Here is a 15,855-nt window from a genome sequence, read left to right as displayed (position 1 = left end):
CGTGCCTACGTGCCTACGTGCCTACGTGCCTACGTGCCTACGTGGCCGGGTGTGGTAAGCGTTTGGCTAACTGTTCAATTTCGGTATGGGCAAACACATCAAGCCCATGCTGGCGGAGAAGGGCGGCAGTTACGCCTTCGCCTGTATGTTTTTGCCCGTTAAAAGAGCCATCATAAATCATTTGGCTCCCACAAGACGGGCTGCCATCTATAAGTAATGCAAACTGGCAGCCTTGTTGTTGGGCAAGGGCGAGGGCTGCGTGTGCTCCGGCAATAAAAGGTGCTGTCATATCTGCGCCGGTTATGTCTTGCACTGTTGCGGTGCCCGCCAAGACATCACGCCCTGAAAGAGCGTGTGTAATTTCAGCTGGGGGGCGTGGGGTGGGCAGGCCGCCTGCCATTTCGGGGCAGAGGGGTACAACCCAGCCTTTTTGCTGCCAAAGCTGTAAAAGGGTGTGGCCCAGCGGCTTTGCTGAGCCATCGTAGCGTACTGGCTGGCCAAGTAAGCAGGCACTTACCAGAATACGGGGGCTATTGCCCCCGTAAGGGTGTAGGCTCAAAGAAGGAGGCATAAGGCGTTATTGGCCTGTTGCTCCACCGCCTTCGTGGCGGCGGTCAAAGCCGCCATAATAGCGGGCATCGCCTTTTTCACCCAGTTTTGGGCCACCTACCAGAATACCTTCTGGCATGCCCCAAGGGGCGTGCGGGGCAAAGCTGTAACCCTCGTGCTCAAGCGTGCTTTGTACTTCTGGGGTTAGGGCGCCTGCTTCAACCTCAACAGGTTCGGGCAGCCATTGTTGGTGCAGGCGGGGTAGGTCAATAGCTTGCTGAATATCCAGCCCGTAATCGACCACGCCCAAAATAACAGACAGCACAATGGTAGGAATGCGCGACCCACCGGGGCTACCAATAATAAGCACAGGCTTGCCGTTTTTGGACACGATGGTGGGAGACATAGAAGACAGCGGCGTTTTACCCGGCGCAATAGCGTTAGCCTTGCTGCCTACAATGCCAAACATGTTGGGCACACCGGGCTTGGACGAGAAATCGTCCATTTCGTCATTCAGGAAAAAGCCGGTATTGCCCCCAATAACTTTAGCCCCAAACCACCCGTTAAGTGTGTAGGTGGTGGAAATGGCCAGTCCGTTTTTATCAATGACCGAAAACTGGGTTGTTTCGTGCTTTTCTGGTGTAGCCTCACCTTCTGTTAGGCTGGCAGACGGTACGGCATGGTCGGTTGGAATATGCGCCCGTACCTGTGCGGCGTAGGCTGGGTCTAGCAGGTGCTGGGTGGGGTTGTGCACAAAGGCTGGGTCACCCAAGCTGCGGCGGTCAGAGTAAGCGTGGCGCATGGCCTCAATCTCACGCTGCAACGCGGGGGCTGTGTGCAGGCCAAGGGCTTTCATGTCATAGCCCGATAGAATGTCCAAAATTTCGCACAAAGCAATGCCGCCACCGCTGGGGGGCGGTGCTGTTTCAACCAGATACCCACGGTACTGGCAGCTTAGTGGCCTAATTTCGCGGGTTTTATACTGGGCAAAGTCGCTTAATTGCAGCAAGCCACCGTTTTTTTGCGAGGCTTCTACAATGGTTTTGGCAATTGGGCCTTTGTAAAAGGCGTCTGGCCCTTGGTCTGCAATAAGTTGCAGGGTGTTGGCTAAGTTGGTTTGTACCAGTTTATCGCCCACTTGGAGGGGGGAGCCATCTGGCCGCAGAAAAATAGCGCGGGCTTCTGGGCTGGCACGGAAGGCATCGGTTGAGGTGTTAAGAAGCTCAACATCACCCTTTTGTAGCACAAACCCATCTCGGGCCAGTTTAATGGCGGGCGCCATAACCTCTTGGCGGGACAGGTGGCCCCAGCGCTGTAAAACTTTTTCTAAGCCTGCCACAGTGCCGGGTACGGCAACGGCTTTCCACCCGGTTACAGACTGGTCTGCAATCAGGTTACCTTTGGCATCTAGGTACATATCGGCTTTGGCGGCAAGCGGCGCTTTTTCACGAAAGTCGATAAAAATGGCGGGTTTGCCGGGTTGGCGCAGCATCATAAAGCCGCCGCCACCAATATTACCGGCTGCCGGGTACACCACAGCCAAAGCGTAGCCCATGGCTACGGCGGCATCGGCTGCGTTGCCCCCTTGTGCCATAATGCGTGCACCAATGTCTGATGCCAGTTTCTGAGCTGAAACTGCCATTCCGTTTTTGCCAGGTGTCGGTGCAAGCGGGGCCAGCCCATTAGGCTGCTCTGTGCCGTAAGCCAGCGGGTCTGGGGCAGAGTTGGTGGGGGCTGCCTGTGCCATAACAGGGAGCCAGCCCGTACTACAGGCCACCATCACTAAAAGTGAGCGGCGCAGCTTAATAGAGGCACGAGGTAAAGAACGGCAGGGCAGGGGGTGCATGTGGTGTTAGCCTTCTGTCGGGTAAGGTGGGCAGGTGTATCCGGCAGGGGAAAGGGTGAAAATTTCGTACCCGGTTTCTGTCACACCAAGCATATGCTCAAATTGGGCAGAAAGTGAACGGTCTCGTGTTACGGCTGTCCATTCATCATCCAGAATTTTTACATCTGGGCGGCCAATGTTCAGCATGGGTTCAATGGTAAACACCATACCTGCTTTTAGCTTCATGCCGTCATCGGGGCGGCCATAGTGCAGCACGGTGGGTTCTGCATGAAAGGTGCGGCCAATACCGTGGCCGCAGAAGTCGCGCACCACAGAGTAGCGGTTGGCTTCTGCCAGTGTTTGAATGGCGTGCCCAATGTCACCCAATGTTGCGCCGGGGCGAACCACCTCAATGCCGCGCATCATGCTGTCGTATGTTGTTTTAACCAGCTTGGCGGCTTTAACAGGGGCTTTGCCCACAAAGAACATACGGCTTGTGTCGCCATACCATCCGTCCAGAATGGAAGTGACGTCGATATTCACAATATCGCCTTCCTGCAGGCGTTTTTCGCTGGGAATACCGTGGCACACCACGTGGTTAATGGAAATGCAGCAAGACTTGGGGTAGCCACGGTAGTTGAGCGTGGCAGGAGTAGCGTTATTTTCTAGCGTATAATCATGAATGCGCTGGTTAAGCTCTTCGGTGGTAACACCGGGCTGCACGTAAGGGGTAATCATATCCAACGTTGCAGCGGCCAAGCGCCCAGCAGCCCGTAGGCCTTCAAAGTCTTGCTCGTTATACAGAACAATACCGTGTCTGCCTGCCATTATGTGTGCTCCATTAAGTTAGCAAACGTGGGGGCAGCTTCAAAAATCATGACAGCAAGCCCGGCGGGCTAAACGCCACTCTGCCGGAGGGCCTGATTTTTGAAGCTGCCCCTCGTAAGATGAGAGACACAAAATGGAACGCACACGCCCTAAAGGCAACCCGCTTACCGGTAGTGGGCTGCACTTTAGCCGTATATAATTTTAGGTACGGCGGCGTGTGTTGTGGTGTGTGGCGTGTTTGCTGCTGGTGCTGGCGGTAGCTGGGTGCACCTTGGCCCCAATAAGGCGCACATGGTGCCCGCCTACGACCGGTGTTGCACGCACATGGTGGCCATGGCGGGTTAAGGGGGCTTCGGCTACCTCAACCGGTGCATGACCACGCCGGGCAGAGGCTGCGGCTAACATAATAACGCGGCCAGCATGGTGGTGGCGGCCAGAGACGGTATTGCGGGCCAGTACCAGTGGGCGTTCAACAGGGGCTACGCCTTCTGCATCAAAACCACGGTCAAGCTGGTCGGCCATAACCAGCGTACGCTGGGGGTTAGACGATGCCCCCATAACAACCCCAACAAGTCGTACATTGTTGCGTATGGCAGAGGTCACAAGGTTACGCCCGGCTTCCTGTGTGTAGCCGGTTTTCATGCCATCTGCGCCAACATAAGCTTTAAGCATAGGGTTGTGGTTAGGAATCATGCGGCCATGAAAACGGAAATAGGCCGTTGAAAAATAATGATAATCTTCCGGAAAGTCATTTACCAAATGGCGGGCCAGCACGGCAAGGTCGCGCGCGGTGGTCATTTGGTCTGGGTCTGGTAGGCCAGAGGCGTTACGGAAGGTGGTGCTGCTCATGCCAAGGGCGTGGGCCTGCTGGGTCATCATGGCGGCAAACTGTGGTTCACTGCCGCCACCGAGCAGCTCGCCTAAAGCGCAGGCGGCATCGTTGGCAGATTTTGTGACCAAGGCCAGAATGGCTTGCTCAACCGTTAAGTGCGTGCCCGGCACAACACCAAGCTTGGAAGGCTCCATTGTGGTGGCATGAATGGAAACCGGCACGGCTTGGTCGAGCGAGATGGTGCCTGCCCGCAAAGCAGAGAACGCCATATACAGCGTCATCAATTTCGTCAGGCTGGCAGGGTAGCGGCGCAGGTCTGGGCTGCTTTGCGAAAGAACAGCCCCTGTTTTGGCATCCATAACAATAGAGCTGAGCTGGCCCGCATATTGCGCGTGCGCTGTGCGGTGGGTGGCTGCCGTACCAAAAGTAACACTCGCCAGAAGAGCCATCCATTTTATGCTGGACGTTCTCTTTCTGTTCTGGTTATACTCAGTGTGCTGGGCTACGGTATTTTGCTTGCGTGCTGCTCTGCCAATATGTGCCACTGCGCGATCCCACCTGTGTTTGCCAGAATAATTCAGTCTGGTGCTGGAGAATGCAAGGCCGCGACACGAAAAAAGTGTAGAATCCTCACCTTGGCGCGGTTTTCTTCTCATCTCGTTTCAACTGGGTTTATGGCGCAAATAAGGCGCACTTCCTGACATAAGGCTTGATAAGCGCGGTTTTCAGGCGCAAAGCCCCCTTTCATCTGTGGTGAGAATACCAATATTATAGGGCGTTGGTTTTTCCCCAGAATCAGGAAACGGAGTTCTGTGCTGATGGCGTCCCGTCTTTTTACTGTGTTGCATACGGGTAATGGGCCATCGCGCCGGCAGGGCGGAGGCTCGGAGTCGGGGGATAACGACAGCGATTTGGGGGTTGTGGTTAAAGCGCGGCCCAAAACCCGCAAGCCCGCCATGTATAAAGTGCTTATGCTTAATGATGACTACACACCCATGGAATTTGTGGTGCATGTGCTAGAGCGCTTTTTTAATAAAAACCGCGATGAAGCCACCACAATCATGCTGAACGTGCACAAGCGCGGCGTTGGGGTGTGTGGGGTGTTTACCTACGAAGTGGCAGAAACCAAGGTAACACAGGTGATGGACCTGGCCCGCCAGAACCAGCACCCCCTGCAATGTACCATTGAAAAAGAATAAGCGCGTAACCGCCCCCACACAGGTTTTGAATGTCACATAAGTGAAAAATTTGTGTTTGGGACACTTTTCATACGCTTTCTGACTCGCAATTCCTTTCAAAGCAGCCAAATATAAAACCGAAGGGTACCAGAGCAACACAGCACTCTTGTTGTTAAGCTCTGACCGAACGGGGAAAGGAGCGTCTCGTCATGTTGTCACGCAATCTGGAGCAGACGCTACATCAGGCACTTATTTTGGCCGGTGAGCGGCACCATGAGTATGCAACGCTAGAACACCTGCTGCTGGCGTTGGCTGATGATGCGGATGCCGTAACCGTGTTTCGGGCCTGTGGTGTTGATCTGGAACGCCTGCGGGCCGATCTGACCAATTTTCTTGATAAAGACCTAGCGGGCCTTGCGTCCGACCGGCCAACTGAACCTAAACCGACGGCAGCTTTCCAGCGCGTTATCCAGCGTGCGGCCATTCATGTGCAATCTACCGGCCGAGATGAAGTAACCGGGGCTAACGTACTGGTAGCCCTGTTTGCCGAGCGCGAAAGCCACGCGGTCTACTTCCTGCAATTGCAGGACATGACCCGGCTTGATGCGGTTAATTTTCTCTCTCACGGTATTGCCAAAGCGCCAGACCGGGCTACCCGGCGGCCTGTTGCGGGTACGGGTAAAGATGCAGGTTCTGGCTCCGAAAAAGGGGAAGAACCCGAGCGTGGCGAATCGCGCGGGCAGAAAAACCAAGAAGCCCTGTCTACTTACTGCGTAAACCTGAATGCTAAAGCACTGGCGGGTAAAGTAGACCCCTTGATTGGGCGTGACACGGAAGTAGAGCGCACGATCCAGATTTTGTGCCGCCGCACCAAAAACAACCCGCTCTATGTGGGTGACCCCGGTGTGGGTAAAACTGCGATTGCAGAAGGGCTGGCCCGGCGCATTGTTGAAGGTAATGTGCCAGAGGTACTGCTGAAAGCCACCATCTATTCGCTAGATATGGGGGCGTTGCTGGCTGGTACCCGCTACCGTGGTGACTTTGAAGAACGCTTAAAAGCGGTTGTGACCGAACTCGACCAAGACCCGAACGGCATTTTGTTTATTGACGAAATTCATACGGTTATTGGTGCAGGCTCGACCTCTGGCGGCGCAATGGATGCCTCTAACCTGCTTAAGCCTGCTTTGGCTGCGGGCACGCTGCGGTGCATTGGCTCAACCACGTATAAAGAATTCCGCCAGCATTTTGAAAAAGACCGTGCGCTTGTGCGCCGGTTCCAGAAAATTGATGTGCCGGAACCTACGGTTGATGACGCTGTAAAAATTCTGCGTGGCTTAAAAGGCAGTTACGAAAAGCACCACAAAGTGCGCTACACGGAAGAGGCTATTCGGGCGGCGGTAGAGCTATCTGCCAAATATATTCATGACCGCAAGCTGCCTGATAAAGCGATTGATGTGATAGACGAGGTTGGGGCGTCTCGTATGCTGCTGCCAGAAGGAAAACGGCGTAAAACCGTGAACCTGAAAGACGTTGAAGACATTATTGCCCGTATTGCGCGCATTCCGCCCAAAAGCATTTCTGCTGATGATAAAGAGGTGCTGCGTGCGCTCGACCGTGACCTGAAAGGCATGGTGTTTGGGCAGGATAAAGCGATCGAAACCCTGTCTGATGCCATCAAGCTGTCTCGGGCTGGGTTGCGTGACCCTGAAAAACCAATTGGCAACTATCTGTTTTCTGGCCCCACCGGGGTTGGTAAAACAGAGGTGGCCCGCCAGCTTGCCTCTACTTTGGGTATAGAACTGATCCGGTTTGATATGTCGGAGTATATGGAGCGCCACTCCATTTCCCGCTTGTTGGGTGCGCCGCCCGGTTATGTCGGTTTTGACCAAGGCGGCCTGCTAACCGATGCCATTGACCAGCACCCGCATGCGGTTTTGCTGCTTGATGAAATTGAGAAAGCACATCCAGACCTGTACAACGTGCTGTTGCAGGTTATGGATCACGGGCGTTTGACAGATCATAACGGTAAGGTGGTTGATTTCAGAAACGTTATTCTGATTATGACCACCAACGCTGGTGCGGCAGACCTCAGTAAAGAAGCCATTGGCTTTGGGCGCGAGGCCCGCGTGGGTGAAGATGAAGAAGCAATTAAACGCTTGTTCACACCTGAGTTCCGTAACCGTCTGGATGCCATTATTCCATTTGCTAACCTGACCCCAGAAACGGTTGGGCGTGTGGTTGAAAAATTTGTGCTGCAACTTGAGGCACAACTGGCAGACCGTAACGTAACGCTCGAACTGTCTTCTGCTGCTAAAGAATGGTTGGCAGAGCGTGGGTACGACAGGCTGTATGGCGCACGCCCCTTGGGCCGCGTTATTCAGGAAGAACTCAAGAAGCCACTGGCGGAAGAACTACTGTTTGGTAAATTGACCAAAGGTGGTGCTGTTAAAATTGGTCTGAAAAACGGCGCGCTAACGTTCGATATTATTGAAAGCGCAGCCTCTGGTGCCGCTCAGCCTGAAAAAGAAGCTGATGACACCCACGAGGAGGAAGCCGCAGACTAACGCGGTAGCATCCGTATAAAAAAGAAAGGCCAGTCAGATTTTTCTGACTGGCCTTTTTTGTAATAGGTTTGTGCCCATAATGGGTTTTGGTAAGCAAACAGCCCGATTTATGCCGGGTTAGTCATATTTTGTGCCATTTACAATAACATAGCCGGGTATGGGCCAAGAGCGCCCCGTGCCCCGGTGTGTCCAGTCAATGCCTTGGCGGCGGTACGAGTCAAAATAGTAGCGGCCAACCACTTCAACTTGGTCGCCTTTGCTCACCCACGGCCATGCTGGGGCGTGCATTTCATCTAGGCCAGACACAATACGAATAGAAATATTAGGGGCAACGGCTACATAAAAATAGCCATGCCAGCCGCTGCGGGTGCGTTTTGCTTTGGGGCTTAGGGCAATAACCCTGCCGCAAATATGTACAGGCACATCGGTTTTGGGTTGGCCGTTTTCAAAGGCTTGCTGCTTGGCCATAAAGTCATGGTTGTCGCAGTGTGGGGGCAGGCTGGCAGCTTCTTGCGCGTAGGCCGCAGGAGCTATGCTAGGGGCTACGGCGTACAGTAGGCCTGTAGCCGCTACGCCGCGCAGAAAAGAGGGAAAAGGGAGCATAAGGCGTGGTCTCAGCTTTTTTCGTTAAGAAGGTGCGTGCGGTAATCGTCCAGACATTTTTCAACATCGGGTGCGGGCTGGGGTGGTTTTTGCTGGAGGTTACGGAGCGCACGAATAATGGTGCCAATAACCACAAGGCGGGCATACCATTTATGGTTGGCGGGCACGATAACCCATGGTGCGTAAGGCCTGGCGGTTGCTGCAATAGCGTCTTGGTAGGCGGTTTGGTATTGGTCCCAATATTCGCGCTCACGCAGGTCTGACGACGAAAATTTCCAGCGCTTTTCTGGTACTTCTAAACGGGAAAGTAGGCGCTCTCTTTGTTCTTTGCGTGAAATATTCAGGAAGAATTTAAGAACAACCGTGCCTTGGCGGGCCAGATAATGCTCTAAATGCCGGATATCTTTATACCGGCCTTCCCAAAATTCTGGGGTATTAACGGGGCCGGTCAGGTGCTCATTTTCTAAGAGTTCTGGGTGTACGCGGGTTACCAGCACATCTTCATACTGGCTGCGGTTAAAAATAACGATACGCCCAACCTGCGGGGCGGCGGCATGTATGCGCCATAAAAAGCCATGTTGCAGCTCGGTTGGGCCGGGTTGTTTGAAAGAGGCTACAGTAACGCCTTGCGGGTTTACGCCAGACATAACGTGTTTAATGGTACCGTCTTTCCCGGCGGCGTCCATACCCTGTAAAATAATAAGTACGGAGCGTGTCTGGTTGGCATAAAGCAGTTCCTGCAAGTCTTGCAGTTGCTCTTTTACCTCTCTGAGCAGGTGTGCCCCGTCTTCTTTGCTTAGGCCCAAACTGCCATCATCATCGGGGTTATGCTGCGCGAGGGTGAATTTCTCGCCATCTGTAATGTGGTAGCTCTCAAGAGCGCGCAAAAATTTGGCGAGTTTATTCATGGCATCCTCTTAGGGTCTGTTTGGGGCATGCTATGCCTGAAAGCACGTTTTGTAAAAATGGTTAAAATTATGTGCAGGCTTGTGGCTGCTATGCTGTGCAGGGGGGGAGCGGGGTAAAGGTTGCCAAATGCCAAGAGCCGCCTCATATTTTGGCTTATGGTATTTCTGCATGACTCCCTTCTTGCACAGCAGCAACAGGCTTCAGACACACAGAACTCACCGCTTGTTGGGCAGGTGTTGGTGGCGTCTCCGGCGCTGGCGCAAACGCCTTTTGCCTGCACGGTTATTTATATGTGTGCCCATACCGCACAGGGTGGTGCAATGGGGCTGGTGGTTAACCGCCGCCTACCTAAACCCAGTTTTGAGGAATTGCTGGCGCAACTCGATATTACCCCAAGCCCCCCTTTACGGCGTATTGGGGTAAGTGCGGGCGGCCCGTTAGATGTAACGCGGGGTTTTGTTTTACATTCTTCCGACTGGAAAGGCACAGACGGGCTTGCTGTAACGCCAGATATTACCTTGAGTGCCAGCCCTCTTGTTTTACAAAAACTGGCAGAAGGAGAAGGCCCGCACGATGCTATTTTGGCAATGGGCCATGCCAGTTGGGGTGCAGGCCAATTAGAAGAAGAAATTTTGCAGCAAGATGCTTGGCTGGTAGCCCCTGCCTTGCCAGAAATAGTTTTTGGGCAAGACTTTAGCAGTAAATGGCGACAGGCATTGGCCGCCATCAACCTAGACCCCCTGCAACTTACCGGGCAGGCGGGCCATGCGTAAAAAATTAGAACCTGAACACAAAGTTTGACTGGTAATAAGTGGCACTAGACCCACCAGCCCGGTTAAGCGCGTTGGAGGTCATGAAGCGTGAGACATACTGGGTCCAAGAGACATGAGCATTGATCTGCCATGCCAAAGAGGCTTGTGGTGCCATACCAATAAATTTGCCGTCAAAATTGTGGGCAAATTTATAAAACCCAGATGAACGGTAAATGGGGTCTTGGGTGCTGTAGCGCCAGTAAAGAGGGTATTTAACCTGCAAGCTGACAGATTTAAAGAAAGTGGCCCGTACCAGTGGCGCAAAACTAATAAGGTTTGAACCCGTCATATACGTTGTGGTGTCGAGATAGTTTGTTTGTGGGTTAAAGGGCGAAATATAAGTGCCAATGGTGCCGTTGGTTTTGTTTTTATTACCACCAGAATACACATCTGTTTGTAGCCCAAAGAAGGTATGGAACCGGTCTTTGGGAATACGATACCCTACCAACGTATTAATAGCATAACCGCTTACAGAGCGTGCGCGGTCTGTTTTGGCGTAGCGGAATGTGCCGCCTTGCCAAATGCCCCCAACAGAAAATTCAAAAGGCCCAGCGAGCCCATGCCAGCGCACACCAAAGTTGTTGCGCGTGTTTGAGCCATTGTTGCTGCTTGTACCCGGCCCGGCAATAGCGCCACTAGAGCCTGAAAGTTTATAGCCAACATAGAAAGTATCTAAAAATGAGTAGCTTCTGTCGCCCATAAAGTGCCCATCAGGCGGGGCCCATGACATATTAAAACCATACAGGCGGGTATTATAATTTTCAGTATCATGAAATAGTCTTGTTTCAGCATCATTTGTCTGCACAAAATCCCAACCATCTATGCGTAGGCGTGGCCAGACCATGTAGCCTCTAAACCCATTCCATGAGAGGGGAACGTTTGGGGTTTCTCGGTTGTACAGCATGTAAGACGGGGCATCGAGAAATTGCTGGCGGCCAAAAATAAAGCCGCTTTTAGCGCCCAGCATGTTCCAACGTGTTTCTATAAAAGCCTGTTGGGCATCTAGGCGTTTTCTGTAGGTAGAGCCATAGCCGTAATAGTTCCAGCCGCCTGCATCGGCATTAATAAGCTGGCCAAACAGCCGCACGTGTGAGCCAAGGTGCAGGTCTGCGCCGTAGAGGTTGCGCACACCAAAACGGCCAGAATCGTTATTTTTCTGGGTGCCTAAGTTGGGGCGGCTTTCAAACCAGTTACGCAGCCGTGTTTCACCAGAAAAGCTCAACCAGATAGAGCCACTTTCGTTTAAGGCTATGTATTTCAGTACATCAAAGGGGTCTGTGCGTTTGCTTTTGTCTCTCAAACGGCTCCAGTCTTCTGCCCAAGGCGCCACACCATACTGGCCGACTGGGCCAAAGCCTGCGGCTTCACCGTTGCCACGGTTAAAAACGCCCCAGTCGTATTGGCGGCCAGAGGTACGGCCCTGTGCCCCGGTTGTACGCACGGGCTGGCCAGTGGGTGTTGCGTGCGGGTACAGCACAATGGACGGAAGTGGTGGGGCATGCACAGTTATGTTCTCGTGCGTTGTGGGCACTTTGGAGGCAGACACTGTGGCGGGTGTTACCGCTGGCGTAGTGTGGTGTAAGGCAGGGCTTTGGGCGTGTGCCAGCGGCACCATGCAAACTGTGGCAACAGAAGACGCAAGAAGCAAAAACCTTGAAAAGCCTGATGTCTGAAAGCCACGCATGGAGCAACCTTGAGGGAAAACGTTAATTAACTATAATTTATAGTGTTTAATAATAAAAATACAAAAATTACGATTTCACAATGGTAAAAATAACACCAATATAAAACGTATTAAATTTGTGTGCTGTTTTTGCATCAGGTTTGGTGTGCACGCTATCTGCACATAACGCATAGCTATATCAACACAATATGCGCCAAAAAGGTATGATGGTGCATGGGTTAAATAACACGTTTCTTTTTGGTTTATATTGACTGCAAATAATCTCATGCTATCGTGAAATGTAATGAGGTACGATGCTTTTCACCCTATGCAGCGGGAAGAGCCTGAAAGATGAAGGAGAAATAGGGCGTGTCTGGTTTTCTTTCGCGGCGTAAATTTTTGGCAGCAACGCTGCTGGTAGGTGGGGCTGCTTCTGGCCTTGTGTTGCACCCCCAAGCACAGGCTGATTCGTACCGTCTTTTAAATGTCTCATACGACCCAACGCGGGAGTTGTATGCAGATATTAACAAGGCCTTTGCCGCTCGCTATGCGCAAAGCCAGCCCGGTAATACGGTATTTGTGCGTACCTCTAATGGTGGGTCTGGGGCGCAGGCACGCTCTGTGCTGGAGGGCTCTCCGGCTGATGTTGTAACGCTAGGTTTGGCTTACGATATTGATGTGTTGGCCCAGCATGGCTTGCTTGCCCAAGACTGGCAAAAGCGCCTGCCGCATAATTCTACCCCCTATACCAGCACCATTGTGTTTCTGGTGCGCAAGGGTAACCCCAAACATATTCAGGATTGGTCAGACCTGATCCGTGATGATGTGCAGGTGGTAACGCCCAACCCCAAAACATCTGGCGGCGCGCGTTGGAACTATTTGGCGGCATGGGGCTGGGCCTTGCACCAACCCGGTGGCACAGAAGAAAGCGCTAAGGCATACCTTAAGCAACTCTTTAAGCATGTGCCCGTGCTTGATACAGGGGCCAGAGGCGCAACCAATAGCTTTGTGCAGCGTGGTTTAGGGGATGTGCTGCTGGCATGGGAAGATGAAGCCCTGCTTGCAGCCAAAGATATTGGCCCTGATAAGTTTGATATTGTGGTGCCTAAGCTCACTATTTTGGCAGAGCCACCTGTTGCCGTAGTTGATAAAAACGTGGCGCAACATGGCACGCAGGCTGTGGCTAAAGCGTATGTTGACTTCCTGTTCTCGCCCGAGGGGCAGCGCTTGGGGGCAAAGCATTATTTTAGGCCTGTTGACCCTGCCATTGCTGCTGAAAATGCCAGTCGTTTCCCTAAAGTGGAAACATTTGATGTGGCAAGCCTAGGCGGGTGGGCTGTCGTACAGAAAAAGCATTTTGCCGACCAAGGTATTTTTGACCAGATTATGGGCCGATAACAAATTTCAAATTATGTTTGTAAAAATGGCAGCCTCCTTAATTTGGGGGCTACCATTTTTTATAGGTTGGGAGCATTTTGTAAAAACTGCTTCTTTTACAAGCAAAATACCCGACCAGTTTATTGGTTTGGGTTTGTAAAACCACCTTTTAAAAAGGGCGAAAATTGCTTGGTTGGAAAGGTGGCCCGCTACTATAAAGCGGGGTCGGGGCATCTATAGGCCCCATTGTAGGCCGGCCCGGTGGTATGGGGGCTGTAAGGGGTGGCTGCATAGCGCTTTGGTCTGCCGGGGTCATGGCAAAGCGGTTGCGGGGTAGAGCTTGTGGGCATTCTTCACACATCCAGCGAATAATTTTTTCGCGTATTTCGCAGCGTAAATCCCAACTGCGTATGGCGGTGCGTGCACTTGCTGTTACGCGTATGGTCATGGTTTGGGCGGTGCAGTCAGAGACCTGTGCGCTAAAGTCTTTGCCTGTCCATTGGGGGCAGGCGCGTACAATTTCCTCAAGCTTGCTGCGTATTTTCTCTACGGGGGCGCGGTAGTCTACAAAGAGGTACACAGCGCCTATGAGTTCTGCTGAATTATACGTCCAGTTTTCAAAAGGCGTGTCGAGAAAATAGGCAATGGGCACAATACGCCGCCGCCAGTCCCACGAGCGGAGTACTACATAGGTTGAGGTAATTTCTTCAACCCATGTCCAGTCTCCTTGAAAGGCAATAAGGTCTCCCATGCGTATGGGTTGGGTCATGGCTATTTGCACGCCTGCAAACAGGTTGGCCAAGATAGGCCGTGCCGCCAGACCAGCAATGAGAGAGGCCGCACCGGCAGAGGCAAACAAACTTAACCCGTATTCTCGCACGGGTTCAAAGGTCATAAGTTCTGCCCCAATGGTGAGAATACCAATAAGAATTTCTGCAACACGGCGCAGTAGGCGTACTTGTGTGGCGTGTTTACGGGCCAGAATGTCATCGTCTTGGTCTGTTTGGGCAAAACGGGTGAGGTACGCATCTGAAATAACCCTTATGGTTGCCAGTATACCGTACCCCATAACTGCGACAAAGCTGATGAGGAGTAAGTGTGCAACGCTCTCTTGCAAATTACCGTGCAACCCACTGGCGGGGAGTGCAACGCTTACGGCCAAAATTACTACGGTAAGACGTACTGGCCTCCGTAATGCTTTGGTAAAAGAGCGCACAAGCGCCCCCCGTTTGGCACCGGGCACACGCATAAGAATACGGTCTGTTATAAACCTGCTAAGCAGGGCGGCTACAAGCCCTATAAGGCTGAGTACCAGCAAAGACACAACAGGCGCAGGCAACCAACTTAACCAACCACGTAAAGAGGTAACGTATGGTGTCATCTCTTTTTGCAAAGAGGCAGCCATCGGGTCTTTGGTTAGCGGTGCGGTAATACTCATAAGAAAAAAACAAGAACCTCATCTTACAGGCAAAAAAGGGCATCTCCCCACAATCATGGGGCGTGGGCACGCTGCGTGATGTGGCGCGCGTGTATAAAAGACGTGCGGGCGCGCACATGGTTCTGCTCTGGGGGGCAGAATCAGTCTTTTGTTGGGAAAAAGCGCAACAGGTAGGGGGCCTGTATACCGTACAGGGCGCGCTTTATAAACCGTCGGGCTGTGGGGTTTCGGCTGGTTTGCGGGCCCAACGCCACGCGCTCAGCCCTTGGCGGGCTAATTCACGGTGCATAATCATGATAGGCCATTGGCCAGAGCCTTGGTAACGGCCCATGCCATCTGGGGCAGAAAGTTTTTTGGCCAGTGCCTCAACTAACGTAACCGAGCGGTGGCGGCCCCCTGTGCAGCCTATGGCAATAGTTGCGTATTTTTTGCCTTCTTGCACAAAGCGTGGCAGCACAAGCTGCAACATGCTGTGTATTTGGTGCAGGAAGGGCTTGTAGTCTGCATCGTGTGCCACATAGGCCGCTACGTCTGCATCTAGCCCGGTTTTGGGGGCTAGCTGGGGGTCGTAATGGGGGTTACGCAAAAAGCGGGCGTCAAAAACAATATCAGCCTCACGCGGTAAACCTGCCGGAAAAGCAAAAGACATAAGCGCCACTGTAAGCCCTTGCCCAGAGCTGTCTTGCCACGGGCTAAAACGGCTTTCTACAAACTGGCGTAGCTCAGGTGGTGGCATGTCTGAGGTGTCAATGACCAGATCTGCCGCAGCACGGAGCGGTGCGGTCAGGAGTATTTCTTCCTCTATGCCTTCTTTAATACTGCCATGCAGGGCTAGTGGGTGCCTACGCCGGGTGGCTGTGTAGCGGCTGAGCAGCACGTTTTCTTCGGCAGTGGCATAGATAAGCTCAACGCGTAGGTTGGGGTTTACACGCAAGCGTGCCAAGGCTTCGAGCACGGCAGAGGCATCAAACCCCCTTGTGCGCGAATCAACCCCAATAGCGACAGGGCGCTCGGCTCTGGCAACAATATCGTCCAACATGCCTAAGGGGGGGTTATCAATGACCTCGTGGTCGAGGTCTTCCAGAATACGCAAAATGGAAGATTTGCCAGCCCCAGAAAGGCCAGACACAAGCAAAATACGGCGCGGTACAGGTGTTTCATCTGCACACATTGGCGTATTTCCTTATGGGGGCGGGTTGCGGGCAGAGTGGCATGGCATGCACCTGAACTGAAACTTTGTCTGCTGGGGTAGCCTATTATGCTAGGCTCACCCTATG

General features: G+C 52.7%; 13 protein-coding genes. 4 read left to right on the top strand and 9 right to left on the bottom strand.

Annotated elements, in window-relative coordinates:
* Window positions 1-37: 37 nt before the first annotated feature.
* The 4 genes from Abor_RS12395 to Abor_RS12380 all read right to left on the bottom strand — a co-directional run bounded on the left by Abor_RS12395 (window position 38) and on the right by Abor_RS12380 (window position 4,483).
* Window positions 38-571, bottom strand: coding sequence for a 2-thiouracil desulfurase family protein (locus Abor_RS12395; protein ID WP_048842209.1), 534 nt, complete (start codon window positions 569-571; stop codon window positions 38-40).
* 6 nt (window positions 572-577) lie between these two features.
* Window positions 578-2,329, bottom strand: a complete 1,752-nt coding sequence (gene ggt / locus Abor_RS12390; protein WP_146855141.1) for a gamma-glutamyltransferase — start codon at window positions 2,327-2,329, stop codon at window positions 578-580.
* A 72-nt stretch (window positions 2,330-2,401) separates the two neighbouring features.
* A complete protein-coding gene (map, locus tag Abor_RS12385; protein ID WP_048842207.1) occupies window positions 2,402-3,202 on the bottom strand; it encodes a type I methionyl aminopeptidase in 801 nt (266 codons plus the stop codon).
* A 201-nt stretch (window positions 3,203-3,403) separates the two neighbouring features.
* Entirely contained in the window at window positions 3,404-4,483 is a 1,080-nt protein-coding gene (locus Abor_RS12380) for a D-alanyl-D-alanine carboxypeptidase family protein (protein WP_048842206.1), read from the bottom strand.
* 369 nt (window positions 4,484-4,852) lie between these two features.
* On the opposite strand from Abor_RS12380, the gene clpS reads away from it, so the two are divergent.
* Both clpS and clpA read left to right on the top strand, forming a co-directional pair.
* Window positions 4,853-5,233 carry an ATP-dependent Clp protease adapter ClpS gene (clpS, locus tag Abor_RS12375; protein ID WP_084594527.1) on the top strand — a complete coding sequence of 127 codons (381 nt, stop codon included), beginning with the start codon at window positions 4,853-4,855 and terminating at the stop codon, window positions 5,231-5,233.
* A 188-nt stretch (window positions 5,234-5,421) separates the two neighbouring features.
* Window positions 5,422-7,776: an ATP-dependent Clp protease ATP-binding subunit ClpA gene (clpA, locus tag Abor_RS12370; RefSeq protein ID WP_048842205.1), complete on the top strand. Its 2,355-nt coding sequence runs from the start codon at window positions 5,422-5,424 to the stop codon at window positions 7,774-7,776.
* 117 nt (window positions 7,777-7,893) lie between these two features.
* Here clpA and Abor_RS12365 read toward each other — a convergent pair whose 3' ends face one another.
* Window positions 7,894-8,379, bottom strand: a complete 486-nt coding sequence (locus Abor_RS12365) for a DUF3465 domain-containing protein (RefSeq protein WP_048842204.1) — start codon at window positions 8,377-8,379, stop codon at window positions 7,894-7,896.
* Window positions 8,380-8,390: 11 nt separating this feature from the next.
* Window positions 8,391-9,287 carry a polyphosphate kinase 2 family protein gene (locus Abor_RS12360; protein ID WP_048842203.1) on the bottom strand — a complete coding sequence of 299 codons (897 nt, stop codon included), beginning with the start codon at window positions 9,285-9,287 and terminating at the stop codon, window positions 8,391-8,393.
* 156 nt (window positions 9,288-9,443) lie between these two features.
* Between Abor_RS12360 and Abor_RS12355 the strand changes: the two genes are divergently transcribed.
* Window positions 9,444-10,061, top strand: a complete 618-nt coding sequence (locus tag Abor_RS12355; RefSeq protein ID WP_048842202.1) for a YqgE/AlgH family protein — start codon at window positions 9,444-9,446, stop codon at window positions 10,059-10,061.
* Between the two features lie 4 nt (window positions 10,062-10,065).
* On the opposite strand, the gene Abor_RS12350 is transcribed toward Abor_RS12355, so the two are convergent.
* Window positions 10,066-11,784, bottom strand: a complete 1,719-nt coding sequence (locus tag Abor_RS12350; RefSeq protein ID WP_232015185.1) for an alginate export family protein — start codon at window positions 11,782-11,784, stop codon at window positions 10,066-10,068.
* Window positions 11,785-12,132: 348 nt separating this feature from the next.
* Between Abor_RS12350 and Abor_RS12345 the strand changes: the two genes are divergently transcribed.
* The gene (locus Abor_RS12345; RefSeq protein ID WP_048842200.1) at window positions 12,133-13,161 is read left to right on the top strand and encodes a sulfate ABC transporter substrate-binding protein; all 1,029 of its coding nucleotides are present in this window, start codon (window positions 12,133-12,135) and stop codon (window positions 13,159-13,161) included.
* A gap of 148 nt (window positions 13,162-13,309) precedes the next feature.
* On the opposite strand, the gene Abor_RS12340 is transcribed toward Abor_RS12345, so the two are convergent.
* The gene (locus Abor_RS12340) at window positions 13,310-14,578 is read right to left on the bottom strand and encodes a mechanosensitive ion channel family protein (RefSeq protein ID WP_084594526.1); all 1,269 of its coding nucleotides are present in this window, start codon (window positions 14,576-14,578) and stop codon (window positions 13,310-13,312) included.
* 202 nt (window positions 14,579-14,780) lie between these two features.
* Window positions 14,781-15,749: an RNase adapter RapZ gene (gene rapZ / locus Abor_RS12335; protein WP_048842199.1), complete on the bottom strand. Its 969-nt coding sequence runs from the start codon at window positions 15,747-15,749 to the stop codon at window positions 14,781-14,783.
* Window positions 15,750-15,855: the final 106 nt, after the last annotated feature.

Source organism: Acetobacter orientalis, assembly GCF_000963965.1.
GTDB lineage: Bacteria > Pseudomonadota > Alphaproteobacteria > Acetobacterales > Acetobacteraceae > Acetobacter > Acetobacter orientalis.
Note: the sequence above shows the minus strand (reverse complement) of the source record. Positions and strands in the feature narration are given on the sequence as shown.